This is a genomic window from Streptomyces sp. Edi2 (genome assembly GCF_040253635.1).
Classification (GTDB): Bacteria; Actinomycetota; Actinomycetes; order Streptomycetales; family Streptomycetaceae; genus Streptomyces.
Genome location: NZ_JBEJGX010000003.1, coordinates 8,592,536 through 8,617,433 on the forward strand (window position 1 = coordinate 8,592,536; position 24,898 = coordinate 8,617,433).

The window sequence follows — 24,898 nt, forward strand, 5'->3', positions numbered from 1 at the left end:
CAGAGGGGGCGCGATTGCCGTGGGAGGTGTCGGACTTGTCGTCGGCGACCGCCTCGGGGTGAGAACGTGGGCGTCCGATCGGGTCGCGGTCCTGGAGGGCCAGCCCCCTGAACCTCCGTCCAGGTCCAGGTGCAGGTCCCGGCCGGCACCCCCAGGGCCGGCCGTTTCACGGGCTGGGACAACAAACAGGTGTCTACGAACCTTGGTTCTTGCTAGGGGTGAGCGGGAAGGATGCCTCGTCGCGGTCCGTGCCGTCGGTGATCCACCACCTGCCCCCGCCGAAGAGTGCCAGTTCTGCGCGGCCATCGCCGTCCCAGTCGTGGGTGTCGAAGAGCATGCCGTCGCTGGAGCCGTCGTCACCCGGCACGGAGCGCTTGGTGGCGCGCCAGGGCTTCGACCCGAGCCCGTGCTCAGAGCCGCCCCGCAGCACCTCGATCCGCGCGTCCCCCGTCTCTTTCTTCTTGGTGAGCTGGACGGCCAGGTCGTCGCAGCCATCGCCGTTGAAGTCTGCGGCGGCGAGCTTGCTGCCGAAGCCCTCCTTGAAGTCGCCGCCTTCCATGGTGACCCACTTCCCCGGCTCCTTCCCATAGCGGACGCTGACCTGACCGCGCCGGTGAGGCGTGTCCTCCTCGTCGTCGCTGTCGACGAAGCTCCGGCCGACAGCGACGTCCTGCCGACCGTCGCCGTCGAAGTCGCCGAAGACGACGTTCTCGCCCTCCGGCAGCCGCTCGGGCTCCTTGCTCAGGCCGCTGGCGGTACGGGCGCCGCCGGTGAACAGCAGGGGCGGATCCCACGGGGAGTCGTAGAGCGCGAGATCGGTGGCGCGGTCGTCGTTCGCGTCCCCGGCGACCAGCACGGGTGTCGCGCCCTTGTGGACCGGGCTGGGGATCTTCACGGCCCGGGCGGGGGCACCCGAGCGCTTGAACGGTCCCTTGAGGACGACCAGTTCGCCCTGCTCATCGCCCGAGTCCTTGAAGACCGCGAGGTCGGTGTGGCCGTCCCCGTCGAAGTCGCCGGCGATCGGCGCGGAGTGGTAGCCGCTGCCCGGCAGCGGGACGCGCCCGTGCGGCCCGTCGGCCCGCGGGCCCTTGGGGCCTCCCCACAGGACCTGGGCGGCGCTGCTGACGACGAGGTCGGCGTGGCCGTCCTCATCCAGATCGGCGACCGTGGGCTGGAGCGGGTCGTCGCCCACCTGGATGTCGTCCGGCACACCGAGGTCGTCCTGCGTGAGGACGGTCGTGCGGTCGTGGTCCGGACCGCGCTCGGAGCCGGGCACGACGACCACGTCGACCTTCAACGACCGGGAAATCTCGTGCACCAGATCGGCGAAGCCGTCCCCGTCGAGGTCGGGGGTCGCGGGCGTGTCCTCAGACGCGGAAACGACCGGTCGGCAGGGACTGCCGGGTACCGAGCGCACACCGTCGTCGGACGGGAGAAGGACGAGGAACGCCACCACCGCCACCACGACGAGAGAGGCCACCACGGCGTGCCACACGCGCAGGTGGCGGAAGAACGGACCGCCTGCCGTCGGAAAGTGCATCAGCCCACTGCACAGGCGTGGACGCGGGCCGCACAAGGAAGTGGATCATTCTGTTACGGGGGTGATGCACGACGGCCCTGCCCCCCCGTTGCGGCCCACGGGTACGTAGGGCGGTGAGCCAGGGCCTCTGCCGGGAAGCGATGCGCGCGGCCCAGCTACACGGTTGGGACGTCTGCCTGATCCTCACGCCGTCCGCTAGCTCACCGAGGACGCCGAGGGCGAGATCGAGGGAGTATCCGGCGGCAAGCCAAGCAGCACCTCCCGGATGTGGCCCGCCGACCAACGAGCCTGGCCAGCGCCCTTCTTGGGGACTCTGCGATCCGGGCGCCGGTGGAGCCCGTCGCCCGTCGCCGGTCCTCCGTCATCCGATACCCCCCCGCCCGCCAGGCGCACGACCGTGCGCGACCCCAGCAACTCGACCGCCATCCCCTCGGCGGACAACTCCCGCCTCCACAACAGGTGGAACAACACGGGCAGCGTCGGCCCGGCCATTAGCGGCCCGGATGGCCAGAAGACCTTCATCAGCCGGGTCCAGCAACGGACGCCGCCGACGCCCGCGCACGCCCTCCACCCACGACAACTCGACGTACGGCACGGCGCTGTCCGCCCTTGCCGATACCGACATACGACACCCCCCGCGCGCTCACCCCCTCACGACTGGATTCACTGCCAGCGAAGCCGAAACGGCTGGATTCGCTGTCAAACGCCTCGATTGGATGGCAGAGGACAGAGGACACTCTGTCCTTCGCCGCCCCGCCCCGGGTGCGCGACGGCGCGCTCGACGACGACTACCTGAATCAGATCGTGGCCGCGTTCGGCATCAGGCGGGAGAGGGCCGTGGCTCATCAGTGGGTCGACAACGGTCCCGGCTGGGCCGTGGTCCAGCTGGCCACGGCCCAGGAGGTCCTCGATCTCGAACCCGATCTGGTCCTGATCCCGGACGCGATGGTCGGCGCGATCGGCGCCTACCCCGAGGGATTTGAGTACGCCTTCGAGCTGCGTACGTCGCTGGCTCCCTGATGGTCGGCGAGGAGGCCAGTGTGGCGCGGGGCACTGACATCACATCAGGCCGTGGCGGGCTCCGGCTTCCCGTCGCCCTGTTTGATTCTAGAGCCACCACGGCAAGGCTCTTGCGGCGTCAGCGTTCTACTGACACCCGCCAGGGCGGAAGCACTGAGGGCCCGGCGATTGCCGGGCCCTCAGTGCTTGGTGGGACGGTCAGCCGGTGGCGGGGTGGGCGATCAGCGTGCGGTGGTCGGTCTCGTTGAGGGCAACGCCGGTGTACTCGTTGACAGCGTTCGGGGAAGCGCCGGGGGAGGTGCTGCGGTCGGCGCCGGTCTTGGCGTCCAGGGCGACGGGGCCGTTGCTGGTCGTGCCGTAGACCACGCCGTGCCAGGCGGCCGTGACGGTGGGGGCGACGCGGTTGGCGCCCTTGTCCGGCAGGCTCCACAACTGTTTGCCGGTCGTGGCGTTCAGCGCGATGGTGCGGGGCTCCTCGGTCTGGCAGATGGTGACCGAGGCATCGTCGTAGTGGCAGGCGAGACCGGACAGGTCGCCGGAGAGTTCAGCGGCCTGGCTCCCGTCCGCCGCGAGTACGACGCCCATGGCGTCGCCGCTGTTGTAGTCGTTGCCGGTGATGGCGATCAGGTCTGGGCCGGCGGGATGCGCAGTCAGCTCGTATCCGTCCAGCTTCTTCCAGATCTGCTTGCCGTCGTGGTTGATGTCGAGGCCGATGACCTGCTGCCGGACGCTGTCCTTGCTGGTGACGGACACGGCGGTGTTGCCGATGACGGTGGCGGTGCCGACGTGTTCCTTGTGCCAGGAGGCCTTGTGGGTGCCGAGGTCGACCGCATATGTGACGGCGTCTCCGCCGTATGCGCTGACCACGGCGGTGCTCTTCGTGGCGGCGACCACCCGGACCCGGGAGTCGTGCTCACTGCCCCAGCTGGGCAGGTCATCCAGGTCGACCGTCCATGCGGTCTTGTTGGTCTTGGTGTCCACTGCGTCCAGTTCGATGCCGACTTGGCTTGGTGTGGTGCCCTTGCCCGGGAATTCGACGAGGAAGGGTACGAGGATCAGCTGGCCGTCGTGGGTCAGGACCGGGGCGTCGGTCTCCGCGTCGGACTCGGCGACCGGCTTGTGGCGCGGCCGTACGGTCGCCGTCGTCTTGCCGGTGCCGGTGCCGGTGCCGGTGTCGATGACTTGGAGGCTGTCGGCGGCCGCGACGTAGGCATTTGTGCCGTGCAGCGCGAGCGGCAGGGGCCTGGGGACCGTCCCGTCCCTGGTGATGCTTCCGCGGCCGGCGGCTTCGGGGAGCGGTACGCCCTTCGCGGCGAACCGCTGTGGTGGGTCGTAGCTCTTGCGCGGGGGAGCGCTGGCGGCTGGCTTCTTCGACTTCGACGCCTTCGGCTTGTGGTCGGCCCCTGGCTCCGCGGCCCCACCGCACCCGGCCACCAGCACCAGCGTGGCTGACAGGGCAGCGGAGACCTTCAGGATCGAGCGCATTCGAGACTTTCCTCCATGTCCGGGACCAGATCGCCCTGCCGAAACTACGTGTCGTGCCGCCAACGCTCAGTCGCTGCGCCGATTTTGACCGGATCGGAATCAGCGCTCGGGGCCGCCGCGGTCGCGGTCGTCACGCTGCCGGTGCTACCGCTCCCAGCGCGACCGCCACGCCGAGGCCCTGTGGGCCGACCAGCACCGGGCCGAGATCATCGCCTTGGCCCGCCGGCTCCTGGCCGTCCCCGATCTGCAGTAGCGTGCCGACCGGTCCACCAACGCAGCGGGCACCACCATGCGGGCCGCCGAACTCGCCGCAAGGGCCGGCACGTCCCCTCCGGCGCCCGTCCGGATGCCCTGGCCCGGCCTGCTCGCCGAGTACCTGCAGGACAGCGCCAACGCGGTGTGGCCGGGTGGCGCGAAGCGGAAACAGATGCACATGCTCTTCGGCCTCCTCGGGCACGCCGTCGACCCCGACTACATCGACTTGAGCGATCACGACGACATCGTCCGCGACATCCGTCAGCTCTACCGCGACGCCGGCCCCGCCGCCCCCCGCATCCGCTACGAGCAGCGCCCGAGCTGGTCGGAGGTCTGTCCGCTGTTGAGAGCGATGCACTGGGATGATGACCCGCCCCGGAAGAGCAAATCTACGCGATGGCACACCTGGACGGCGGTCACCGCCCGAGTTCGAGCCAGCCGGCCTTCGGACGACTTCAACTCACTGGCCGCCTATGAGAAACAGGGCGGAGGCGGGAATGGCCAGGGCTGCTGCGCAGCGAGGTCAGTTGTCGTCCGGGTCTTCCCCGGCGTAGAGCCGGGTGTCGAGATCGCCGGCCCAGCCCAGGGCCCAGGCGCGCAGGTCCTCTACCTGCTCAGGGCTCAGTCCGTAGTCGGCGAAGTCCTGGTCATCCCACCACTCGGCACCGGCGAGGCGGTCGTGCATATCGTGGAGGCTGAACTCGAAGTGGGCGTGGCGGCGGCCAAGGTTTTCCAGGTCGGCGGTGGAGCGATGCCGGGTGGCGGCGTGGACGTCGATGAGGTCGCGGACCGCGCCGCGGTCCGCGAGCGCGCGGACCTTGGTCGCGATCCCGTCGTCCAGCGCGAGAACCGCCCGTACTCGGTGACTGTCGGCTGTGCCCAGAACGCCTCTTTGAGGACGTCGACCTCGCACTCCTCGCCGGTGGCGGGGTCGGTGGCGATGAGCCGGCCCGACAACGGACTGGGCTCGATGTGCCGCACACCCCAGCCACGCTCGGCCAGCCCGTCACCGACCGTACGGACGATCTCGTCGATAGGAGCCGGGCTCTCGATGGCCACGTCCAGGTCCTGGGAGAGCCGGTCGACCAGGCCGTGGGCCTGCACGGCATACCCGCCGGTGATCACCAGCGGGTAGGGCGTGCCGATAGCAAGGACGTCGGCCAGGAGCCGGCGGTGCAAATCCGTCAGGTTCACGCGGCCGTCGCGGCCGACGCCGTGGCGAGCTCAGGAAAAGCGGCTTCCCACACGTCCCTGAGCGGGCGGCTGATCAGCGTGCGCAGCACCGGCCACTGTGCGAGGAGCAGGTCCCGGTTCAGGAAGTCGATCAGGTCCTGGCGCTGTCCTTCGGCCAGGACAGTGCGGTACAGGCTCATCCGGGAGCGCGGCTGCTCCAGGCCGTAGGAGCGGCGGCCCGACCAGGCCACGTGCAGCGGCAGGTCGACCGTACCGTGGGTGGGACCGTTCAGGTCCTCCAGATGCGCGGGCAGCCGCTGTGCGTACTGGGCACACAACAGCTCGAACGCGTTCGGCGGAGACGACGGAGGCTGCACGGTCATGCCCCCAGTATCGCCCGGCGGGCCCAGCGGTTGCTACGCCGCGGCTGAGCTCGAGGGGTGAGTGCGTTACCCGCGACGGCCGGCCGCCGAGCTCATGGTCAAAAGAGGGAGACCGGGGGAGACCCCAGCCCCATAGTTGTTCTATAGTTTACCTATGGCATCGACGACGATTCAGGTCCTCCGGGAGACCCGTGATCACCTGGCTGAGCTGGCCAAGGAGCGCGGCGTGAGCATCGGCCAGCTGGTCGAAGCGCTCGCCGCGGAGCAGCCGACTGCGGCACAGCGGGCTGAACGGCTGGCCGCCGACCGGGAGGCCGTACGCCGCATGATGGGCGTGGACCTCCCCGACGAGGAGTTCGAGCAAGCTCCCGATGTGCTCGGCAACATCTACAAGATCGCTGCCGAGAAGGTCCGGGCCGCCAGGGGCACCGCCGCGTGATCATCCTGGACACTAGTGCCGTCAGGGCACTCGCCGATGGCCACAAAACGCTGAACCTCCTGGCCGGCAACATGGCGAAGACACCCGGCGAACGCCTCAACATCCCCGCCCTGTGCCTGACCCAGGCCGAAGCCGGCGAAGAAGACCTCTCGCAGCACGTCCTCGCCCTCTCCTCCGTGGTGGTCGACAGCCTCGACACCATGGCCGCCGTCAGCGTCGGCACCATGATCCGCGACGGCTACGGCGGGCCCGACACCTGCCACGCCCTGTACTGCGCACTGCCACGCCCCGAGTTCACTGGCATGTCGATCCTGCTGACCGGCAACGAGGACGCCTACCCGCCCGGCGTGGTCACCGTCGACATCGACTCACCCGGAATGCTGGGCTTCCACTGACAGGACTCCGCGGAACGACCGGGCACTGCCCGCCGCCTGAACCACTGGGTCACCATCGCCGCGGTCGCGGTGCGCGCTCACCGGGTGGCCGTCCGCAGGTAGGAGCGAGCGAAGCAGCCGGCCGGCTCGACGAGCGGCGCCGCTCCCTCGACGTCGCCGAGTTCCTCAGCCCGGTCCTGGAGCGACGCGGTGGTCTCCAGCCATGCGGCGAGCAGGACCGCGGTCTGCGGGTCCAGCCCGGCCATGTGCGCAGCTGCCCCCAGGGCCTGCGCGTGGGTGCGTTGCTCGGGGTCGTCGGCGTAGGCGAACGAGGCGAGGACGCTGTTGCTCACCGTCCCGTCCGGCTCGACATCCTCCGGCGCGAAGGCGGCCAGGATCAGGGTGCCCGTCTCGTCTTGGTCCACCATCCAGCGCTCGTCAGGTGAATCGGTCGCCTCGGCTGCGCGGCGCCGGAGAAGCGTCGCGGCCTGCCGCAACAGTTGCGCCGTCATGCGCTCCTCCACCGCGCGGCGGTGCTTCCATTCTCGCCCCGGTCCCGTCGTGTGGCCTGTCCGGCTGACGGGACGGCGAAACGCGGCCGCTAGACGGGATTGGTCCGTGCTGACGCGGCATGGCGACGGCGGCGGCCTCGCGCATGCCAAGGAGATAGGAGGGGCGACGGGTTCATCGGCGAGCAGCGGAACATCAACGCCACTCTCGTGGAGCTGCTCTCCTCCCTCGCGGGCAAGGACCCCAACGCCAGCTGAACCATCCCGTTACGTAACGCACCGCTAGCTCCCCTTCACACGTCCGTCGCGGGCGGTGGTGAGCTCGGGGAAAGCGCCTTCCCGCATATCCCTGATCGGGCGGCTGATCAGCGTGCGCAGCACGGGCCACTGTGCGAGGAGCAGGTCCCGGTTCAGGAAGTCGATCAGGTCCTGGCGCTGTCCTTCGGCCAGGACGGTGCGGTACAGGCTCATCCGGGAGCGCGGCTGCTCCAGGCCGTAGGAGCGGCGGCCCGACCAGACCACGTGCAGCGGCAGGTCGACCGCGCCGCGGGCCGGACCGGTCAGGTCCTCCAGCTGCGGGCAGCCGCCTTGGCGGCGGGCATCGACCACGACCGCGCTGGAGCTCGGGCGTGGTCGAGGGACACGTCAACCGGATCAAGATGCTCAAACGCAAGATGTTCGGCCGCGCGGGCTTCGCCCTCCTGCGAAAGCGAGTCCTGCTCGCGCCGTGACGCGGACTGTCTGCTCAGAGGCCGAGCAGCACCGGTCTGGCTGGAACACCAGAGGTGATCAATGCCATCAAAGGAGTCGCAAGGTCGCGGGGGGAGAACAGGTCGGGACCGTCATAACTGGCGACTTCGCGCGAGTGCCACCACTTCAGACCGCTGATGTTCTCCGCGGCGAGCTCGTCGTCGGACAGCGTCGCGCGCGGGTTGAACCCGGCAGTGCGCACGAGGAAGTAGTCGTTGACGACGCCGTCGTAGCCCGCGGCATGTCCAGGCGCCACAACTTCCTGGTGCCACACGTGCGGCGGATCGGTCCTGACCGCGAGGCCCACCTCTTCCTGCAGTTCACGGCGCAGTGCGGCAAGTGACGTCTCGTCCTGCTCGATCCCTCCGCCCGGAGCTGCCCACACCACCGTTCCCGCAGGCTCCGGAATCGCGAACCGGCAGAGAAGGATGCGGTCGTCCTCGCCGAGGATGATCGCGCGTACTGAGTGACGCAGGTTCACGGATGGCATCCAGACACGCTAACTGCCTGGGCAAGGGTGATGTGATCGGACAGGTGGGCCGAGCACAGTCGCTCACCGTCACTGGCCACAGAAGTTGAGCCGGAACCCGTTCTCACGTACAAAGCCAGCCGGGGGCTCCGCAGCGCTCGCAGGTGTGCTCGAAGACGGTCTCGGCGTCGTCGGTGAGGGCCGTTGCGGCGTCGATGAAGGCGCCGTCGTTCTCGCCGGCCTCGTCGAAGCGGTCGGCGAGACGGATACGTAGGCCGCCGAACCTGGTGGTGAGGCTTGTCGAGCTGGTAGTCCGGGGCAAGGGCGAGCAGGTCGCGGTGGAGCTGGTCGAGCAGGCGGTCCAGCCGGGCCCGACCATGTGAGCCCAGGCGGGGATCTGACGTGGGCTCCAGATAGAGGTGGTGCTCTGGTCCGTCAGCTCCCGCCTCCGCATGTGCTCCGCCGCCGCACAGCTCGTGCACACCGGTCGCCGCCGCTGGCTCCGCCTGCCCGTCCGATGGCCCTGGACGCACGTGATCACCAGCGCCATGGACCAACTGCAAGCCCCGCAAACCCGGCTGAGCAGCCATTTCAACCGTCCCAACGTCCCGCACCACCCACTCCGGGAAGTGGGAACCCGGCACCCACCCGACGCGACAACTGGGCCACCAGCATGCCCCCCGACCCGAAAAGACGACACCACACAAGCACAGAGTCCGTCAGCAAACTGACGAGGACTCATGAACGATCGAGGTTAAAGAGCGCATTTGCGGGGCCTTCGGATTGCGTCAAGGGTCCATAAATCCCATACCCAATCGAGCAAGTATTCGGGACCTGTGTGCCTACGCTCTCTGGGCGCATTGATCACAAACGGCTTCACCATGGGGGGCTGCGTTGGCGCACGAGCATTTTTCGATACATCCCGAGCCGGTCACGGCTCTGGCCAAGGACTTCACGTCCTCCTCCGACCATCTGGACGGCCGCATCAGCACCTTCGCCTCGCGGGCGGAGAACGTGGATGACGCCTTCGGTGTGATGTCCGAGTCCACCGAAGTCCTCTCCCAATACGTGGAGATGACCCGTCACACAGTGACTTCCCTGCGGCAGCTGAGCGCCGGACTGAAGCACTACGCCGCGGGCCTGCACCACACCGTTGCCTCCTACCAGGAATCTGACTCCGCGCAGGCGCAGCAGTTCGGGGGGAAGTGACATGGGCGACCAGCATCAGGAACACCAGCCGAAGATCGAGAAGAGCTTCGACCTCTTCAACCCCGGCGGGGACCCGTCCGTGCTACGGGCCTGCGCCGAGGCGTGGCGGCACATGGCCCACGACCTGAAGACCACGATCGAGACGCAGGACCACGAGGTCGCCCGGCTCGGCGGCAACTGGACCGGCAAGGCGGCCGACGCCTTCCACTCGCACTGGACTCACACCAGGGGCCAGGTGGGGAAGGTGTTGCCGCAGTTCGCATCTGTGGCCCATCAGCTGGACACCACTGCTGACGCCATCCAGAAGGCCAACGACGAGGTCCACCGCGTGGCCGAGGAAATCGCCGCGACGGTGGCGATCGGCATCGGCCTGACGGTGCTCACCGCAGGCTTCTCCGACGCTATCGCGGCGGGTGCGGCCTCGGCGGAGATCGCCGAGGCTACGGCCGAGATCACCCGGCTCGGACAGCTCCTGATCAGGGCTGCCAAGGCGATCGAGACGGTGAAGCAGGCAATGGCGGACAGCAAGCTGCTCAAGTTCACCATCGAGTTCGCGAAGGGGACCGGCGCCAACTTCGTCGGCAACGTTGGCGGACAGGCCCTCACCGGACAGAAGATCACCTGGGGGCAGGACCTCCAAGACGCCGCCATCGCCTCCGGAGTGGGCACGGGAATCTCGGCAGGAGCGGGGAAGCTGGGGCAGGAAATCGGGGACTGGGCGCGCAGTGGCGGGTCGCACGGAGCGGATTGGGCTCCCGGCAAGGCCATCGGCGAGGGGCTGAAGGGAAACAACCTCCTCGGCAGGACGGCCGTGGAGGGCGCGGGCGGTGCGGGCGGGCAGGCCGCGGCGGACGGGGGAGAGATATGGATCGAAGGCGAAGACCGGAACGTCGGGCGGGACATGCTCTTCAGCGGTGCCGGCGGCGCTGTTGGTGGGGCCGCAAACCACGCAGGAGACAAGGCCTTCGAGTCCATCAGCGGCGCGCACCGCAAGGGCGGCCCTGCCCATCTCCCCGCCTTTCAGCAGATCGCCATCGACGGCCTCATCTACGGCAACGCCAATAAGCTCAACACCGATACCGCATCGGACGATTGATCCATCGTGTTCGAGGTTCGCAAAAGCATCAAGCGCTTCCGGGAGGACCCGGCCTGGGCGTACCACAAGCACGGTCGGGACTTCCTCGATACGTTCGACCGCCTCGGCTACCCGTTCAGCCTCGGCACCGAGGGTGTCGGTATCCGCGATCTGGTCCAGGGCAGCTTCCACGGTCAGGAGGTGAGCCTGTTCCATGTCCTTGCCTGGGAGCGTTGCGCCAAGAGCAGTGTCGCGTGGAACTATTCCGTGGCCGTACTCCCCCTGCCCCGTGCCCTCCCGTCGACCGCCGCCACGGCCCGTCGGCTGAATGTCCCCGACGAAAAAATTTCCGCCCTCAACCGCGTCACCGGCCGCGGCAGGGACCTGCCCAACCTCGGCACGCACCTGGTCCGCTACTGCGCCGACGATCCCGATTTCGCGGCTCTCATCAGCACATACGCCATGGAACGGGTCATGCACGACGCCCGGCTGGCCTGGCGCATCGAGGGCGACCGCATCATCGGGTGGACGTACGGGCGTAAGACATACGAGGACATTCTGACCCTGGCCGAAACCCTGGCGGCCATCGTCGACGACTTCCCCGAAGAGGCGTGGAACTGGCCACAGCAACAAGAATCCGGCAGTACGCCACGCAACGGCCCCGGCAAGCATTGCGCGCCCACCCGGGAAGGGTTCCTCCGCCGGGCAGTAGATCCCAGTCGATGGCCTGTAGGACGACGGCCACGCCACCAACCTGAACAGGCGGATGACTGACCGTCCCTGAGGTTCCCCCGTTGTGTGGGAGGTGCTGACCAGCTGGTCGTGCCGAGTTCGCCAAGGCCAAGCAGTGGGCGGCAACCGCCCGCAGCCAGGCCCGGGAATCACGCCGTGCAGCCCTCGCAGCACGCAACCTCGCCTATGAAGCCGCCGACGCTGCGAAGGGCGCCCGGGCAGCGGCACGTGACGCTGCCAAGCACGCCAGAAATGCCGCGACCGCAGCGAAACAGGCAGCAGATCATGCGGGTGAGGCAGCAACGGCTGCCAAGGAGTCCTCCGAACATGCCGATGCAGCCAAGGAGGCTGCTGACAAGGCAACTGAGGCGGTTGCCACCGCTAACAAGGTCCACAACATCGCGACCAAGGTCGAAGCCGAGGAGCTCAAGGCCCGAACCCAAGCCAGCATCACGCAGGCCAGGGCCGAGCAGCAGGCCCAGACGCTGGAGGAGGCAGAAGCAAAGAAACAGGCCAAGACTGCCCAGGAGCTCGACGACGAAGCCAGGCGCCTGGTCGCTGAAGCCGCTAAGTCTGATGCCGACGCCAAGGACGTGGTGGCCAAGGGCCGCCAGGCCGCTGTCCTGGCAATGAAGGTTCGCGGACCTTGGAGCCAGGCAGCCGCTAAGGCCGCACTGACAGGCTCCGACGACGCCGTTAAAGAGTACCTGCGCACGGGCTGGCAGCAGGCCGCAGAACAGGACGAGCGATCACGAGCCCAGAACCTCGCCATCAACAGCACTTACGAGAACGTTCGCAAGGCGGCCGACGAGGCACTCAAGGGCGACGCAAAGCAGATCACAGAGTTCCTCCGCACCGGCGCGGATGAGGCCGCACAGACCGACTACGGCATCCTCGTCACCCGGATCGCCGGCAGCGGGGGTACGGAGCTCAACAAAGCCGCCTAGGCAGCGTTGAGGGATGGCTCAGTCGCCAAGCTCCGCGAATTCTTAAGCGAGGGCCAGTACGCTGCCCAGGAACTCGACGAACGGATCCGCGCTACCCAGATGGCAGGTAGCGGCGGTGACGAGACCAAGGCAGCGGCCCGGATCGCTCTCGAAGGAACATCCGAGGCCCTGCATGATTTCATCCAAGTCGGGCAATATGCGACCGCGCACCGGGACCATCTCACCGCCATCCACGTCGCCATAGTCCAGCAACTCATCGCTGAAGCCGCCGGAACGGCCGCCACCGCGCAAAAGAACGCAGCGGAAGCAAGGGTCGTCGCGGCCAAGGCCAACAACGCCGCAGCTGACGCTGAAAAGTACAGCAAAGAGGCAACGCAGGCGGCCGGCCAGGCGAACGAATACGCCAAGCAAGCCAGCAAGCACGCAACGGAAGCCGAAGAATCGGAAGCCGCCGCCGCAAAGTCCGCACGCACCGCCGACGCGGCAGCCAACGCAGCCGAACGCGATGCCGACAAGGCCGAATACGAGGCATCACGCGCCTCCGTCTCCGCCATGCAAGCGAACGCCTCCGCCAACTCCGCCTACACTGCTGCGAACGCAGCACGCGCCTCAGCAGAATCCGCCGGCAAGGACGCAGCGGCCGCCGCTACGGCTTACAAGCAAACCCTCGCCGCCTACGTCACTAAGAAGCGCGAACGAAGAAGAGGCTCGCCGCCAGGAGGAGGAACGGCGCCGCAAGGCAGAACAGGCCCTTTCGGAAGTGGAGCGGCAGCAGCTCCAGTTCCTGCGGGAAGCGCTCGTCGCCGGCTGGAAGGATGGTCAAGGCCCCAAGCCGGATGCCATCGACCTCGGATTTCAATGGCTGTTCGGCACCGGAAACAAGGTGGACTTCTTCACCGCCGGAGACGAGTTCACCGAGCAAATCCGCAATGATCATTCGATGGACTACGTCCGCGCAGAGATCGTCACGAAGATCCGCAACGGCGATCCGGACGATTTCCTTGGCGGTTATAGCGTCATGAAGCTTGAGGGCTGGCCTCGACTGCTATCGGACGCCACGGATGTACTCTCGCTCGGCTGGACAGGAACAGCCAAGAACCGGACCTCCGACGGGAAGTTCGGCACCTCAACCGCCACCTTCCTTGGTTCATACGGCTATAAATTCAAGGTCATCTCGCGAGACTCCAAGACAGGAAAAGCCAAGATAGGTATCCAGATCAAGAACGACACCACCATCACCTCCTCTACTCACCTACCGGGGCCCGCCAAGGCGTATATTGAGAAATATGTCGTCAACCCACTCACCTATATTGCGGATCGGTTCAATCTTCCGCTCAGGACAAAGCATCAGGCCGTTTATTGGGAGGAAGGGGTTAACTTGCGATGAAAAAAGTCATCATGATTTCCGTGCTCTGCGTCGTACTGGCGCTCGCCGGTGGAGGGTTTCTCCTCTACCGCGTTATTGACTCAGGGTTCTTCACTGGTGCCTCCGCAAAGCGGAGTGAACTGGTAGGTACCTGGTCCGGGCCTCGGGGGGCACGGGTAACCCTGCATGAAGACGGCACGGTCGAGGCGGTAAAGATTCCAGGTGGCTTGGTCGGCGAGACACCCGTAGGTTCCATCACCGGCGACGGGACATGGACCCTACCGAAGAGGCCCACCTCCTTGGCGGATCAGCAGATCACTCTCGATCTCAAGACGGGTCCAAAGATCCGCGCGCTCATAGATGACCTTTACGTCATGGGTAAGGGAGCTAAGGACGGAATCTACATCCAAACCTCGGAGGATTCACCGAACAGATTCGTTTTCAAGAAGTCTCCCTAGCGTATGTCGTTGCCGTCGCCTTCAGCTGACGCCATGCACGGCAGTGGTCATCGATTTCGTGCTGGACATAGGTGACGCAAAGGGAATCGTGAAATACTAGGCTTCGATCTTGCAATAGGGTCTGCCAGCCTAATGGCAGCCCCTCATTGACCTCAATCAAGAAGCATGGCATTTCGGGTTTCTGGCAGGGCGCCACTTGCGAAAAGCTGGGTTGGCACCGGGGAACGACTGCCCGCGACCTGTTCGGACTCCAGCCCGCGGTCGGCCTGCTCGGCCTGCCCCAGCAGGCCCTCGGCGGACCCGTCGGCCAGCGCTGGCGCAACCCCGCCGACTGGCGGGACCCGAACTCGACCTCCAGTACCGCATGTTGCCCGCGGTCCGGAGCCTTGACCGGGACTACTCGCGCGGTGGGCACGGTGGCGCTCTGGGCCACGTCGTAGGCGAAGCGGATGAACATCGGTACCGAGGTGTGGTCGGGCACCACCATCTCCGGCTCACGCCGCCGTGCAGGTCCAGCAGCGCGTCCAGCATGTGTGGGACAGCCTGTCACTCAGCCATAGCCAGCACATCGCGGACCAGACGTCGCGCGTACTCGTGATCGACGGGCAAGGCGAATACGACGTGGTGGTACAGAGGTGCGATGACATGGTCGAGGATCTGCGGGACGCTCGGTGTCTTCTCACCGCGTTCGCGGGCCCGGCTCACCACCTCCGATGCCTGCTCGCGCCGTTTCTCCGTGACCGGGCAACTCGCGACGATCTCGGTGCGGGCCGACACCATCGCGCGCAGGTATCGGGCTCGGTGGGGACGTGTGATGTCGCGGGCGATGACCTGCGCCCACTCGGTCAGATCCTGCTGGAGGGATCCGGTGTCGGGCGCTGACTCACCGTCCCGAGTCAGGGCGGCGACAGCGACTTCCTCAAGGAGAGCGTGGACGCTGTCCCAGCGTCGGTAGAGCGTCGTCGGGTTGACCCCGGCCCGTTCGGCGACCACGGGAAACGTGATCTTTTCGGCGCCCTCGCCCACGAGTTCACCGACCGAGGTGTAGATCGCGGTCAGTACTCGACTGCTCCGCCCTCCGGGGCGGCTGGCGGCTGCATGGTGAGACACGTCACCAGCATACGCAAAGATCTTTGCTTCTACTATGATGGGCCGCCCGGGCTAAAGCAAAGATCATTGCGTTTCGAGGAGGTCGCGTGCTCAACCGTTCCGTTTCGTTCTTCCTGGCCGGGGCCGTGGGCGCGGCCACGCTCACTGCCGCTTCGGCGCCGTCCCCCCTCTACCCGGTCTATCAGCGCCTGTGGGACCTCTCCGCGTTCACCTTGACGGTCGTTTTCGCCGTCTACGTCTTCGCCTTGCTCGCCGCCCTGTTGACCGTCGGATCGGTCTCCGACCGGGTGGGCCGTCGGCCGGTCGCCTGCGGTGCCCTGGTGCTGCTCGCTCTGGGCATGCTGCTCTTCGCCGTCGCCACAGGCGTCGGCGGCCTGATGGCCGCGCGCATTGTGCAGGGGCTTGCCGTGGGGACAGCCGCCGGCGCCACTACGGCCCTGATCATGGAGTCCGCGCCGAACCCCCGGCTCGGCTCGACCATCAGCAGCGCGGTCCCTTCCTTGGGGATAGCGATCGGCGCTGTCCTCGCCGGCGCCTTGGTGGAGTTCGCGCCGCTGCCCCGCCAACTCGTCTTCTGGATCCTCACCGTCGTGTACCTGGTGCTCGCGGCACTCGTCTGGCTGGTTCCCGAGAAAGCTCGATCCAACTCGCCAACCCGGGAAACGATTTGGCGGTCACTGCTGCCCAGCGCTCAACTCCCGCGGGCCACGCGGCCAGTCTTCGTCGCACTGCTGCCGTCGATCAGTGCGACGTGGGCCCTTGGCGGCTTGTACCTCTCGCTCGGATCGTCGATCCTCACCACCGTCCTCGACGTGCACAGCCACTTCGTCGCGGGCGTCATCCTCGGCGTCTTCTTCGTCGCAGGGACGGCGGGCACTGTCGCGTCGGCCTTCGCTCCGCCACGACACCGCGCATGGTTCGGCCTCGGGCCCCTCGCCATCGGCGTCCTGGTCACTATCGCAGCCATGCCGACGGGTGTACTGCCGCTCTACGTCGTCGGGTCGCTGATCGCGGGATTCGGGTTCGGGGCGACGTTCCGGTTCGCCGTCCATGCCCTCGGTGAGGCGGCACCGATCGCCCGACGGGGCCAGGTGTTCGCGACGATGTACATCGTCAGCTATCTCGCCTTCAGTGTGCCTGCGCTCGCCGCCGGGCTCGCTGTCGAGCGATTCGGGCTCAAACCAACAGCCGTCGGGTATGGAGCCCTGGACATCGCATTGGTCCTGTTCGCTCTCATTGCCGGGACCGCCCACGCGCGTCGACGGGATGGCGAGGAGGATGTTCGGCGCGATATCGCACCGCCGTTGGTCTCGCGCATTTTCGGCACGCCTCGCCACACCACGCACTACCTGGAGTGCGGACCAGCCGATGGACCGCTGATGTTCTTCCTCCACGGGTGGCCGGGCATCGGGTTGTTGTGGCGGGCCCAGATGGAGGCGTTCGCTGCCGACGGGTGGCACTGCGTCGCGCCCGATCTGCGCGGGTACGGCGAATCCTCCGCCCCGGCGGATACCGACGCCTACACCGTCGAGGAGGTCGTGATGGACCTGACGGAGCTCCACGACCATCTCGGCGGCAGAACCGCGGTCTGGATCGGCCACGACTGGGGCAGCGTCGTGGCGGGAGCAGTGGCCGCACACGAGCCGGAGCGGTGCCGCGGCGTGGTGTTGACCTCGTGGGCCTACTACCCCACCGCCAACAGCCTGGCCACGCTCGCACCCCTGGTCGACCGTCAGCTCTACCCGGCTGACCGGTATCCGGACGGACAGTGGGACTACTACCGCTACTACACGACACACTTCGAAGCGGCGGTCGCCGACCTTGACGCGGCTCCGGCGGCAACGCTGGCATCGGTTTATCAACCGGGCAGCCCCGCCGCGATCGGCGCCATCTCACCGACGGCCACGGTCACACGCGACGGCGGACGCTTCGGCGCCGCGCACCGCGCACCGCCGACGCCGGCCGATCCGGCTCTCTGGCCACCGGCGGACTTCGACACCCTGGTGCAGGCGTTCGCAACTCACGGCTTTCGTCCTCCCTCTGCGTGGTACACCAACGACGACGCCAACATCGCTTACGCGCGCAAAGCACCCGACGGCGGGCGCCTGACGCAGCCGGTGCTGTTCGTCAACGGCGAGTGGGACGCGATCTGCAACATCTCGGGAAACCGCCAAGGCGACCCGATGCGCGCGGCCTGCGCAGATCTCACCGTGGCGCGGGTGCCTGCAGGACACTGGCTGCCGCTCGAGAGCAAGGCTCAACACATTGAAGCCATCCGCACCTGGCTCCGCTCCAAGAATCTTCGATGAGCAGCGAGATAGGGGCTCGTCCGGCTCGAAGCTCCGGCAGAGCGGCGTCATCTTGCCGGGCGGCGCGGGACCTGCATAGACGTAGGGACCCGTTACCGGCCTGTAAAAGCACCACGCGAACCCCGTATCCGCAAATCACCCCGAGGCGAGCACAGTTTCCCCGGCGACGGCTCGTGCACCGGGTGCCGAGCGAGCATCCGGCACGGAAGCGGCCGGTGCGAGGACCAGCCGGGAATTCATGTCCAGTTCGAACCGGCCGTAGGGGTTCACATGCGTCCAGAACAGCGGCGACAGCGCCCGCCGGTCGGCATCAGTGAGTCTTGGAGACGCGGACGTCGATCTCCAGGCCGTGCTCGGTCTCGACGAGGTCGCGCAGCCGGAGGTGGGCGACCTCCTGTTCTCGGCCGATGATGGCGTACTGGACCAGGACGATGGCCCGGTCGCGGATGCCGAGTCGGGTGTCCGGGGTGGCGTCCAGGCCGGCCCGGAGGTGGGCGACGAGCAGGGCGGGGGCCGGTCCGCGGCCGCGGACCTCGTCGGTCTTCTGCAGCGCGCGGACCTTGGCCTTGAGCACGCGGCGGGCCCGGGCGGCCACCGTGCGGTCCAGGGTGAGCTTGTACTCGGTGCGGCCGGTGACGACCACGCCGGACAGGCGGCGGTCGATGGCCGACGGCGCGGTGAAGGTGCCGGCCTTCCACCGGCTGGACCCACAGCCACTCGACGAACGCGGTCACGGACCCGAGGGTGATGGCGGTGGTCGGCAAGCCGAGCAGCGCGCAGAAGGTCTCCCACTGCTTCCAGTCCGCGGCGTAGCCCTCGACGGCCGGAGGTCGATCTCGTGCTCGGGGGAGCGCTTCTCCAGCTCGGCGAGCTTGGCCAGGACCTCGTCGTCGAAGTCGGTGCCGGCCGGGGCGAGGTCGGCGGGGGCGGGCAGTGCGCCTCGGTGATGCGGCACGGCTTCCGGTCCCTCGAATTTGGTTGAACCTTCCCCCTTGCCTGTTGCTGGTGGGATCCTCCCCGCATGTGACGTACTCGTGGGTTGGGGGCCGTCGCGGTCGCGGCAGCAGGATTGCTGCTGGTGACGGGGGTGGGAATGACGGCGGGAAGAGGGACGGAAAGTCGTCGCGGTCGCCGCAGGCAGAATCGTGCCGGCGTGTCGTGCCCACCGCATATCGATGACGAACCCCTTCGCGGCAGCTCTGGCTGGATTGTGGCTGGACAGTTGATATGGGCCGCCGGACCATGGCGCGCAGGCGCGAGGCCGTTCAGGGGAGGACCGTCGGCATGGGCTTGAATGATGGAGAAGAGCCAGGCGGACAGCGGCCCTGGCAGCGGGCGCGCGCTAGCGGTAACCCAGGGGCGGCTGGGCCTGGAGGCCCTAGTGGGCCCTGGGCGCTCAGCCAGGGGCGGATCCCCTCAGGGGCGCAGATGCCACAGCCGGTAAAGAGCCTTCGCGTCTTGATGATGATCCTGGGCGGTATGCAGGCTGTCCTCGGACTTGCTCTGCTGACCAACAGCGTGGCTATCGCCACAGCCATCTGGGGCGAGGGCGACGCCTCGACCCCGTGCTGCACCACGCCAGGTGAGGCTCACTCCGGGAACATCGTATTCGCCGGAGTGCTCGTGCTTGCGGTTGCTGCATGGGGCGTCACTACCGCTTTGAAGTTCACCACGCGCCACCCAAATGTGCGCGTCTCCGCCTTCGCCTACGGTTGGACGGCGCTGCCCTTCACCCTGGCATTCTTCGAGGTAGCGCCCATTCTGGGTCTGATCTGGCTCGTGCCGGCCATCCTGGCAATCGTCCGCCCTAACCAGCCGGAAAGCCGTGCTTGGTTCAGTCATCAGCCCCTCTGAGGCGGGACCAGCGCAGCGGAACCTGGGCACCTGTTACGCGGCCTAAGAACTCCTAACGAAATGATCTCTGAGGTGGTTGGATCACTCCGGAGCTGGTGATCTGGAGGTCCGGGGTGGCGCGGCCGAAGCCGTGGAGAGTCGATGACGAGCTGTGGGCGGTGATCGAGCCGCTGTTGCCGAAGGTGGAGCGTCGGGCCCGGCATCCCGGGCGCAAGCGGCATCCGGACCGGCTGGTGTTCCAGGGCATCCTGCTCGTGCTGCACACCGGGATCGCCTGGGAACACCTGCCGCAGGAACTCGGCTTCGGCTCGGGCATGACCTGCTGGCGCCGCCTGGCAGAGTGGGCCAAGGCCGGGGTATGGCGCCGACTGCACGTGGTGCTCCTGGCCAAGCTCCGCAGCGCGAACGCTTTGGACTTCTCCCAGGCGGCGGTCGACGGCTCTCATATCCGAGCGTTAAAGGGGGCTCCAAGACCGGACGAAGCCCCGTTGACCGGGGCAGGACGGGCAGCAAACACCACCTGATCACCGACGCCACCGGCATCCCACTCGCCGTCACTCTGACCGGCGGCAACCGCAACGACGTCACTCAGCTCATCCCGCTTGTGCAAGCTGTGCCGCCGGTGCGGGGCAAGCGCGGCCGGCCCCGGCGCCGCCCGGACGTGCTACTGGCCGACCGCGGCTACGACCACGACAAGTACCGCCGTCTCGGCTGGGATCTCGGGGTGAAGCCGCTGATCGCCCGCCGCCGCACCGAGCACGGCTCCGGCCTGGGCACCCAACGCTGGGTCGTCGAGCGCGCATTCGCCCACCTGCACTGGTTCCGCCGCCTGCGCATCCGCTGGGAGATCCGCGACGACATCCACGAAGCCCTCCTCACTCTGGCGTGCAGCATCATCTGCTGGCGTCGGCTAAAGAACCACCATGCGTGAGGCCAAGCGACAGCGGCCTTCTACAGCGAGACCTTCCGCTCGTCGGCCTTGAGGCCGCGGAGTGTCCAAAGTCCGTACACAGCCAACAACGGTTTGACGACCATCCACTCGCCAGGGCGGTAGTCATCCGCGCGCACCAGTCTCTCGGCAAGATCGGGTCGCTGCCGCCGCAAGTACGCACGGGCCTTGAGCGCATGCGCTGGCTGGGAGGCGATCTTGATGCGATCCACGTCTTCAAGCAGTGGGATCACGTTCGTGATGTTCTCCCACGTCGTCGCGCTTTGGTCTTCGAGGATCGCCGTGCCGTCGAACTCAAGCACCGACTTCGCGTAGTCAGCCATCAGCTGGGCCTCCGTGGCGCCGCTGCTGGTCGCACCGCCGCTGAAGATCACGCAGGTTCCATGTGCACCGTCAGCGGCGATGGAGCGGATTCCAGCACGGACTCGCCATCGGTTGATCAAGTTCGCCGTCGCTTGGGGATTCCGGTACCCCAACACCACCACGGCCGCGGAAGCGCCCCCGCTACTCCCCACGAGCGCTCGAGACCAGCGCCAGTTCAACCACTCGCCCCAGGCCAGGGCTGCAACCCCAGCTATCGCCAGTCCCGTCCTTCGCCGCATGCGGCGACTCTAGGACACCTCGGTATCGGGCCGCGAAGGAACCAGCACGCTAGTCGCCGCCGCAGCGCGTCACAGCGTCGCGGTCGTCTGATCCCCGGACGCGCTGCCTGCGAGCCACTGGTCCCATCCCAGGTTGAAGTCGGCGTAACCGTTGTCGGCCGGGGCCTTGGCACGGGAGGAGCCGGTGATGGTGACGGGATCGCCCTGCTTGACCTGGCCGTAGAACCACTTGGCGTCTGACATGGACAGATGGACGCAGCCGTGCGAGCCGCGGGCGCTGCCGCTGCCAGGAGTGGGGTCGCCGGTCGAGTAGTGCACGTACGTGCCGGACTGAGTCAGATGGATGTCCCAGGGCAGCGTCAGGTCGTAGTAGTTGGGGCTGCCCTTGTCGCAGCTGATGCCGACGCTGCAGGAGGTCATGTGGACCTTCTCCTGCTTGTCGATGACGGCCATCGTGCCGTTCCACGTCGGGTACTGAGGACTGCCCGCATTGATCGACAGGGTGCGCACCGCCTTGCCGTTCCGGGTCACCTTCATGGTGTGGCCGGTCACCGAGACATCCGCGCGCACGTCGTCGCCGATCGTGAAGGTGTGCGTGTAGTCGTTCACGCCGTAGCGTCCGTTGCCGTTGCTGACGCCCTTCATGTCAGCATCGATCTTCACCTTCGTGCCGGAGGGCCAGTACGTCTTCGGCCGCCAGTCGGCGCGCCTGCCGCCCATCCAGTGCCAGGCGCCGACCACGGGCTTCGACGCGCTCACCTTCATGTGCTTCTCGACCGTGGCCCGCGCCTTTGCGGCCACCGGGTTGGTGAAGGCCACCGAGATCGGCATGGCCACGCCGATCGTGGTTCCCGTCTGCGGGGTGATCGTATCCAGCAGCATCGGCGGGCCCGCGGGCTTCGTCGGTGACGGCGAGGCACTCGCACTCGCCTTTCCCGACGCCTTCGCGTCATCCCCGCTCGCCTTGCCGCTGCCGCCCACGCCGCAGGCACTCGAGCCCACCAGCATCGCGACCGTGCCGAGTGCGATCCCTATGGCTCCCGTGTGCCGCCCCATGACCTGCCCCGCTCTCTCGCTCCCCGGCCCTTAGGGGCCCGACCCCTTGCTCAGACAGCGACGGCACGGGCCGCAGTTGCGTGTGGCACATAGATCTTTAGTGATACACGTCACTCAGTCTTCGACGGCACGTGCTCAACGTTCGATGGCACGGGACAACCGCGTCCGACCGGATCGACGACCGCCGGCACGGGCCGGCGCCGCCCAGGCCCGCGCGGCCGTGACCGCCCACCCGGCCCAGGACAACCATGCCGACCAGAGTGAGGCCGCCCGGCGCAGCAGACGCTTGCAGCGTCCGGAGCCCGACGCGCTGCAGGCCAAAACGACGTCAGGCTCATCGTCGTCGACGCCCTGCACCTCCTCACCTACGGCACCCGCCCCTTCGCGTCCCGCTACGAGGAGATCTCCGAAATCTCCCGCTGCCTGAAGCTCCTGGCCAAAGAACTCGGCGTGCCCATCGTCGCCATCTCCCAGCTCAACCGCGGCCCGGAGCAGCGCACGGACAAGAAGCCCGTCGCCTTCCAAGGCCACTATTCGCGCTTTAGGGACATGGTGCAGACGTAAGCAGAGCTTGCGGGGTCTCACCAGCTGTGGCACAGTCTCACGATCTTGGCATCGAACGCGGCATCGAATAGAAAAGCCGCAGGTCAGAGGATCGACGCTTATTGGGACTACTTCACATTGACCGCGGTCCACGCCTTCTCGACGGCGTTATACTCCGCACTGCTCTTGCCGTACAGGGCAGCGGCGGCCTTCAGCGTGCCGACCCGGGCGTCCTTGTATTTGGTGGTCGATTTGAACTGGGTGGTCAGCGCCTTGTACCAGATCTTTGCGGCCTTCTCGCGGCCGATACCGGTGACCTTCGAGCCGTCGTACGTGGGGCTGTCGTAAGCGACACCATTGATGACCTTCTTACCGCTGCCCTCGGCCAGAAGATAGAAGAAGTGGTTGGCCACCCCTGCCGCGTGGTGGGCATCCTTGAGACGATCAAGGCCCGGCTTCCAGTAGTCCGGGGACTTGCCGTCCCTGGAGGGTTTGTCCATGTAGCGCATTGGTTTGCCGTCACCATGGAAATTGGCCTTCTCGCCGATGAGGTAGTCAGGGGTGTCGGCGGCGATGTTCGCGTAGAACTCCACCATCGTGCCGAAGATGTCACAGGTGGCTTCATTCAGACCGTCGCCTTGGAACGCGGCCGTCGCCTCGACGACGCCGTGAGTGAACTCATGGGCCACGACGTCGAGTTCGGTGAGGGGGTTCTTGTCATTCTTGCCGTCGCCGAACCGGGGCACGCCTTCCTCGTAGTCGGCAGAAGTGCCCTTGCCGTAGTGGACGCCGATCACAGGGCCCACGCCGCTGCCCCTCATCCCCTTGCGGCCGAAGGTGTTCTTGTAGTAATCCCACGTTTTTCCGGCAGCGAAGTAGGCATCGACAGCGGCCGACTGGCGGCTGCTCATGGTGCCGTTGCCCCAGACGTTGTCCCTGTCTGTGAACGGCTTGGACGACGCTCCATTGCGGTTGCCGAGGTCGACGACCGACAGGCCGCCGCGGGTGGGGTCGGTGAGCTCGTACCTGTCCTTGCGCAGCTTTGTGGTGATCTTGACCTTCCCGACGCGCACGCCGTTGCCGGTACCGGTGCGGGCCCCCGCAGGCGCCGCGGCTTTCGCGACGCTCGCAGTGCCCTTCGCTGTGGTAACGGTTCCCGACGCTGCGGCTTCGACGCCGACGGCCAACACCGCTGCGGCGCCCACCGCAACTCCCAAGGTCAACTTTCTACGCACGGTTCCTCCATCTTGTTGTTGCGGGTCTGCGAGCCGACCGCACGGTCGGATGCAACGGGTGGGTGGCAGCGCTCGTGCACCTGTCAGACACACGAGCACTGCCGAAGACTGTTGCCGCGTCACCAACCTCTGCGGACAGCACACCTAGCGCACGGTCACCTGGAAGACGCCGGAGGCCGTCGTTCCGTTCACCGTGCGCAGGTCGTTCTTGCCCTTGAAGCCGAGCTTGACGCCCAGCGAGTAGGAGCCGTTGCGCGCGACGGCCGCGGAGGCGGGCAGCGTGACCCACTTGCCGCGCTGCTTCTGCTGCAACGTCACCTTGGTGCCCGCCTTCAGGCCGGTCCTCTTGCCGGTGATCCGGCGAGCCGGCCTGGCGGTTCTACGCCCCGCTGGCTCTCCCGGCCAACGACGCGGAGCTCGCATCGGCGGTACTGCACCACACCATGTGGATCACCACCAGCGACGGACACGTTCATCCCGCGCCCTGCACACCGACCGAGCACCTGTGGTGGGGCGACGGCTGGGACGACCCAGCGAGGCCGCGGCCGTCATCGACGCGCTCCTGGACGACCTCGACACCACGGTGAACCTGCGCGAGCACTGGAAGGCCCCCAAGGGCCTGACCGCGCTGTTCAACGAGGAACACAAGCATGCCGCCGAACTCACCCGCGCCACCCTGCTCCATGTCCGCATGACCCCGCCCCGTACACGCTGAACACGGCCCCGTCCGACGGCAGAAGAACTGCGTCTCGACGCGTTGGGGACCGGGCCGCTCCCGCCCACCGCTGGGTCCACTGCCGAGACCGTCCCGGGCCGCCCGCAGCCCGGAACGCCGCAGGCCACCGAGGACCGGCTTCGCAGGCGCTGGGGGCTGCTGCGCACGTGGCAGGGGCTGGACCCGCAGGCTGCGGTACTGCTCGCTGCGTGGCTGGAGACCACCGCGTCACTCCAGGGCCGGGCCGAAAAGCGCGAAGACATCGAAGGAGCGGCACCGCTCGTCGCGCTGGCGACGCGCTTCGCGCACGTCTACCTGCGGACCACCACAGCCCGGTGACG

At 67.3% G+C, this 24,898-nt stretch carries 29 protein-coding genes and 3 pseudogenes; 17 read left to right on the top strand and 15 right to left on the bottom strand.

The window, feature by feature from the left end:
- Positions 1-193 precede the first annotated feature (193 nt).
- Positions 194-1,540, bottom strand: coding sequence for an FG-GAP repeat domain-containing protein (locus ABR737_RS41085; RefSeq protein ID WP_350256241.1), 1,347 nt, complete (start codon positions 1,538-1,540; stop codon positions 194-196).
- A 762-nt stretch (positions 1,541-2,302) separates the two neighbouring features.
- On the opposite strand from ABR737_RS41085, the gene ABR737_RS41090 reads away from it, so the two are divergent.
- A complete protein-coding gene (locus ABR737_RS41090; protein ID WP_350256242.1) occupies positions 2,303-2,560 on the top strand; it encodes a hypothetical protein in 258 nt (85 codons plus the stop codon).
- 198 nt (positions 2,561-2,758) lie between these two features.
- Here ABR737_RS41090 and ABR737_RS41095 read toward each other — a convergent pair whose 3' ends face one another.
- From ABR737_RS41095 to ABR737_RS41110, 4 genes and pseudogenes are all read right to left on the bottom strand, one after another.
- Positions 2,759-4,045 carry an outer membrane protein assembly factor BamB family protein gene (locus ABR737_RS41095; protein WP_350256243.1) on the bottom strand — a complete coding sequence of 429 codons (1,287 nt, stop codon included), beginning with the start codon at positions 4,043-4,045 and terminating at the stop codon, positions 2,759-2,761.
- Positions 4,046-4,175: 130 nt separating this feature from the next.
- Positions 4,176-4,538 carry a hypothetical protein gene (locus ABR737_RS41100; RefSeq protein ID WP_350256244.1) on the bottom strand — a complete coding sequence of 121 codons (363 nt, stop codon included), beginning with the start codon at positions 4,536-4,538 and terminating at the stop codon, positions 4,176-4,178.
- A gap of 285 nt (positions 4,539-4,823) precedes the next feature.
- Positions 4,824-5,494 (bottom strand): annotated as a pseudogene (locus ABR737_RS41105) (nucleotidyl transferase AbiEii/AbiGii toxin family protein).
- Positions 5,491-5,856 (bottom strand): hypothetical protein, encoded by a 366-nt coding sequence (locus tag ABR737_RS41110; RefSeq protein ID WP_350256245.1) that lies wholly within the window; start codon positions 5,854-5,856, stop codon positions 5,491-5,493. The pseudogene ABR737_RS41105 and the gene ABR737_RS41110 overlap by 4 nt, the downstream one beginning before the upstream one ends.
- Before the next feature lie 154 nt (positions 5,857-6,010).
- Between ABR737_RS41110 and ABR737_RS41115 the strand changes: the two genes are divergently transcribed.
- Positions 6,011-6,295 carry a hypothetical protein gene (locus ABR737_RS41115; RefSeq protein ID WP_350256246.1) on the top strand — a complete coding sequence of 95 codons (285 nt, stop codon included), beginning with the start codon at positions 6,011-6,013 and terminating at the stop codon, positions 6,293-6,295.
- Positions 6,292-6,690 (top strand): PIN domain-containing protein, encoded by a 399-nt coding sequence (locus ABR737_RS41120; RefSeq protein WP_350256247.1) that lies wholly within the window; start codon positions 6,292-6,294, stop codon positions 6,688-6,690. The genes ABR737_RS41115 and ABR737_RS41120 overlap by 4 nt, the downstream gene beginning before the upstream one ends.
- 77 nt (positions 6,691-6,767) lie before the next feature.
- Here ABR737_RS41120 and ABR737_RS41125 read toward each other — a convergent pair whose 3' ends face one another.
- The 4 genes from ABR737_RS41125 to ABR737_RS41140 all read right to left on the bottom strand — a co-directional run bounded on the left by ABR737_RS41125 (position 6,768) and on the right by ABR737_RS41140 (position 8,719).
- Positions 6,768-7,181, bottom strand: coding sequence for a hypothetical protein (locus ABR737_RS41125; RefSeq protein WP_350256248.1), 414 nt, complete (start codon positions 7,179-7,181; stop codon positions 6,768-6,770).
- 279 nt (positions 7,182-7,460) lie between these two features.
- Complete coding sequence (locus tag ABR737_RS41130) at positions 7,461-7,787, bottom strand: hypothetical protein (RefSeq protein ID WP_350256249.1); 327 nt, start codon at positions 7,785-7,787, stop codon at positions 7,461-7,463.
- Positions 7,788-7,923: 136 nt separating this feature from the next.
- Entirely contained in the window at positions 7,924-8,418 is a 495-nt protein-coding gene (locus ABR737_RS41135) for an NUDIX domain-containing protein (RefSeq protein WP_350256250.1), read from the bottom strand.
- A 103-nt stretch (positions 8,419-8,521) separates the two neighbouring features.
- Entirely contained in the window at positions 8,522-8,719 is a 198-nt protein-coding gene (locus tag ABR737_RS41140; protein ID WP_350256251.1) for a hypothetical protein, read from the bottom strand.
- Between the two features lie 572 nt (positions 8,720-9,291).
- Between ABR737_RS41140 and ABR737_RS41145 the strand changes: the two genes are divergently transcribed.
- The 7 genes and pseudogenes from ABR737_RS41145 to ABR737_RS41175 all read left to right on the top strand — a co-directional run bounded on the left by ABR737_RS41145 (position 9,292) and on the right by ABR737_RS41175 (position 14,184).
- Positions 9,292-9,606: a type VII secretion target gene (locus ABR737_RS41145; protein ID WP_336052252.1), complete on the top strand. Its 315-nt coding sequence runs from the start codon at positions 9,292-9,294 to the stop codon at positions 9,604-9,606.
- 1 nt (position 9,607) lies between these two features.
- Complete coding sequence (locus ABR737_RS41150; protein WP_350256252.1) at positions 9,608-10,702, top strand: WXG100 family type VII secretion target; 1,095 nt, start codon at positions 9,608-9,610, stop codon at positions 10,700-10,702.
- 6 nt (positions 10,703-10,708) lie between these two features.
- A complete protein-coding gene (locus ABR737_RS41155; RefSeq protein WP_350256253.1) occupies positions 10,709-11,455 on the top strand; it encodes a hypothetical protein in 747 nt (248 codons plus the stop codon).
- 551 nt (positions 11,456-12,006) lie between these two features.
- On the top strand, positions 12,007-12,360 hold the full coding sequence (locus tag ABR737_RS41160; RefSeq protein WP_350256254.1) for an ALF repeat-containing protein: 354 nt from the start codon (positions 12,007-12,009) through the stop codon (positions 12,358-12,360).
- 99 nt (positions 12,361-12,459) lie between these two features.
- Positions 12,460-12,504 (top strand): annotated as a pseudogene (locus ABR737_RS41165) (hypothetical protein); the annotation flags it as partial.
- A gap of 616 nt (positions 12,505-13,120) precedes the next feature.
- Complete coding sequence (locus tag ABR737_RS41170; protein ID WP_350257170.1) at positions 13,121-13,747, top strand: hypothetical protein; 627 nt, start codon at positions 13,121-13,123, stop codon at positions 13,745-13,747.
- Complete coding sequence (locus ABR737_RS41175; RefSeq protein ID WP_350256255.1) at positions 13,744-14,184, top strand: hypothetical protein; 441 nt, start codon at positions 13,744-13,746, stop codon at positions 14,182-14,184. Before ABR737_RS41170 ends, ABR737_RS41175 begins: the two co-directional genes overlap by 4 nt.
- 546 nt (positions 14,185-14,730) lie before the next feature.
- Here the strand turns inward: ABR737_RS41175 and ABR737_RS41180 are convergent.
- Positions 14,731-15,294, bottom strand: a complete 564-nt coding sequence (locus ABR737_RS41180) for a TetR/AcrR family transcriptional regulator (RefSeq protein WP_350256256.1) — start codon at positions 15,292-15,294, stop codon at positions 14,731-14,733.
- A gap of 125 nt (positions 15,295-15,419) precedes the next feature.
- Between ABR737_RS41180 and ABR737_RS41185 the strand changes: the two genes are divergently transcribed.
- Positions 15,420-17,603 (top strand): alpha/beta fold hydrolase, encoded by a 2,184-nt coding sequence (locus ABR737_RS41185; RefSeq protein WP_350256257.1) that lies wholly within the window; start codon positions 15,420-15,422, stop codon positions 17,601-17,603.
- 310 nt (positions 17,604-17,913) lie between these two features.
- Here the strand turns inward: ABR737_RS41185 and ABR737_RS41190 are convergent, their stop codons facing one another.
- Positions 17,914-18,246: a site-specific integrase gene (locus ABR737_RS41190; protein WP_350256258.1), complete on the bottom strand. Its 333-nt coding sequence runs from the start codon at positions 18,244-18,246 to the stop codon at positions 17,914-17,916.
- Between the two features lie 195 nt (positions 18,247-18,441).
- Here ABR737_RS41190 and ABR737_RS41195 point away from each other — a divergent pair, with 195 nt between their 5' ends.
- The 3 genes from ABR737_RS41195 (at position 18,442) to ABR737_RS41205 (ending at position 20,388) form a co-directional block, all read left to right on the top strand.
- Positions 18,442-18,585, top strand: a complete 144-nt coding sequence (locus ABR737_RS41195) for a hypothetical protein (RefSeq protein ID WP_350256259.1) — start codon at positions 18,442-18,444, stop codon at positions 18,583-18,585.
- Positions 18,586-19,061: 476 nt separating this feature from the next.
- Entirely contained in the window at positions 19,062-19,457 is a 396-nt protein-coding gene (locus ABR737_RS41200; RefSeq protein ID WP_350256260.1) for a hypothetical protein, read from the top strand.
- Between the two features lie 113 nt (positions 19,458-19,570).
- Positions 19,571-20,388, top strand: a protein-coding gene (locus ABR737_RS41205; protein ID WP_350256261.1) for an IS5 family transposase whose coding sequence is annotated in 2 segments (ribosomal slippage) — positions 19,571-19,916 and positions 19,916-20,388 — 819 coding nt in all. Because the reading frame shifts where the segments join, the coding sequence is not laid out codon by codon here.
- A 20-nt stretch (positions 20,389-20,408) separates the two neighbouring features.
- Here ABR737_RS41205 and ABR737_RS41210 read toward each other — a convergent pair.
- Positions 20,409-21,008: a YdcF family protein gene (locus ABR737_RS41210; protein WP_350256262.1), complete on the bottom strand. Its 600-nt coding sequence runs from the start codon at positions 21,006-21,008 to the stop codon at positions 20,409-20,411.
- Between the two features lie 69 nt (positions 21,009-21,077).
- Positions 21,078-22,064 carry a L,D-transpeptidase gene (locus tag ABR737_RS41215; protein WP_350256263.1) on the bottom strand — a complete coding sequence of 329 codons (987 nt, stop codon included), beginning with the start codon at positions 22,062-22,064 and terminating at the stop codon, positions 21,078-21,080.
- Between the two features lie 303 nt (positions 22,065-22,367).
- Here ABR737_RS41215 and ABR737_RS41220 point away from each other — a divergent pair.
- Positions 22,368-22,628: pseudogene (locus tag ABR737_RS41220) on the top strand (DnaB-like helicase C-terminal domain-containing protein); the annotation flags it as partial.
- A 107-nt stretch (positions 22,629-22,735) separates the two neighbouring features.
- On the opposite strand, the gene ABR737_RS41225 reads toward ABR737_RS41220, so the two are convergent.
- Together ABR737_RS41225 and ABR737_RS41230 are read right to left on the bottom strand one after the other, a co-directional pair.
- The gene (locus ABR737_RS41225; RefSeq protein WP_350256264.1) at positions 22,736-23,812 is read right to left on the bottom strand and encodes a M4 family metallopeptidase; all 1,077 of its coding nucleotides are present in this window, start codon (positions 23,810-23,812) and stop codon (positions 22,736-22,738) included.
- A gap of 174 nt (positions 23,813-23,986) precedes the next feature.
- On the bottom strand, positions 23,987-24,160 hold the full coding sequence (locus ABR737_RS41230; protein ID WP_502964453.1) for a hypothetical protein: 174 nt from the start codon (positions 24,158-24,160) through the stop codon (positions 23,987-23,989).
- Between the two features lie 187 nt (positions 24,161-24,347).
- Between ABR737_RS41230 and ABR737_RS41235 the strand changes: the two genes are divergently transcribed.
- On the top strand, positions 24,348-24,557 hold the full coding sequence (locus ABR737_RS41235; protein ID WP_350256265.1) for a hypothetical protein: 210 nt from the start codon (positions 24,348-24,350) through the stop codon (positions 24,555-24,557).
- A gap of 42 nt (positions 24,558-24,599) precedes the next feature.
- Positions 24,600-24,896 (top strand): hypothetical protein, encoded by a 297-nt coding sequence (locus tag ABR737_RS41240; protein WP_350256266.1) that lies wholly within the window; start codon positions 24,600-24,602, stop codon positions 24,894-24,896.
- The last annotated feature ends 2 nt before the right edge of the window (positions 24,897-24,898 follow it).

Coding starts and splice junctions, on each gene's coding strand:
- ABR737_RS41095 (WP_350256243.1), bottom strand. CDS start 4,045: ATGCGCTCGATCCTGAAGGTCTCCGCTGCCCTGTCAGCCACGCTGGTG.
- ABR737_RS41175 (WP_350256255.1), top strand. CDS start 13,744: ATGAAAAAAGTCATCATGATTTCCGTGCTCTGCGTCGTACTGGCGCTC.
- ABR737_RS41215 (WP_350256263.1), bottom strand. CDS start 22,064: ATGGGGCGGCACACGGGAGCCATAGGGATCGCACTCGGCACGGTCGCG.
- ABR737_RS41125 (WP_350256248.1), bottom strand. CDS start 7,181: ATGACGGCGCAACTGTTGCGGCAGGCCGCGACGCTTCTCCGGCGCCGC.
- ABR737_RS41210 (WP_350256262.1), bottom strand. CDS start 21,008: ATGCGGCGAAGGACGGGACTGGCGATAGCTGGGGTTGCAGCCCTGGCC.
- ABR737_RS41115 (WP_350256246.1), top strand. CDS start 6,011: ATGGCATCGACGACGATTCAGGTCCTCCGGGAGACCCGTGATCACCTG.
- ABR737_RS41135 (WP_350256250.1), bottom strand. CDS start 8,418: ATGCCATCCGTGAACCTGCGTCACTCAGTACGCGCGATCATCCTCGGC.
- ABR737_RS41110 (WP_350256245.1), bottom strand. CDS start 5,856: ATGACCGTGCAGCCTCCGTCGTCTCCGCCGAACGCGTTCGAGCTGTTG.
- ABR737_RS41150 (WP_350256252.1), top strand. CDS start 9,608: ATGGGCGACCAGCATCAGGAACACCAGCCGAAGATCGAGAAGAGCTTC.
- ABR737_RS41085 (WP_350256241.1), bottom strand. CDS start 1,540: ATGCACTTTCCGACGGCAGGCGGTCCGTTCTTCCGCCACCTGCGCGTG.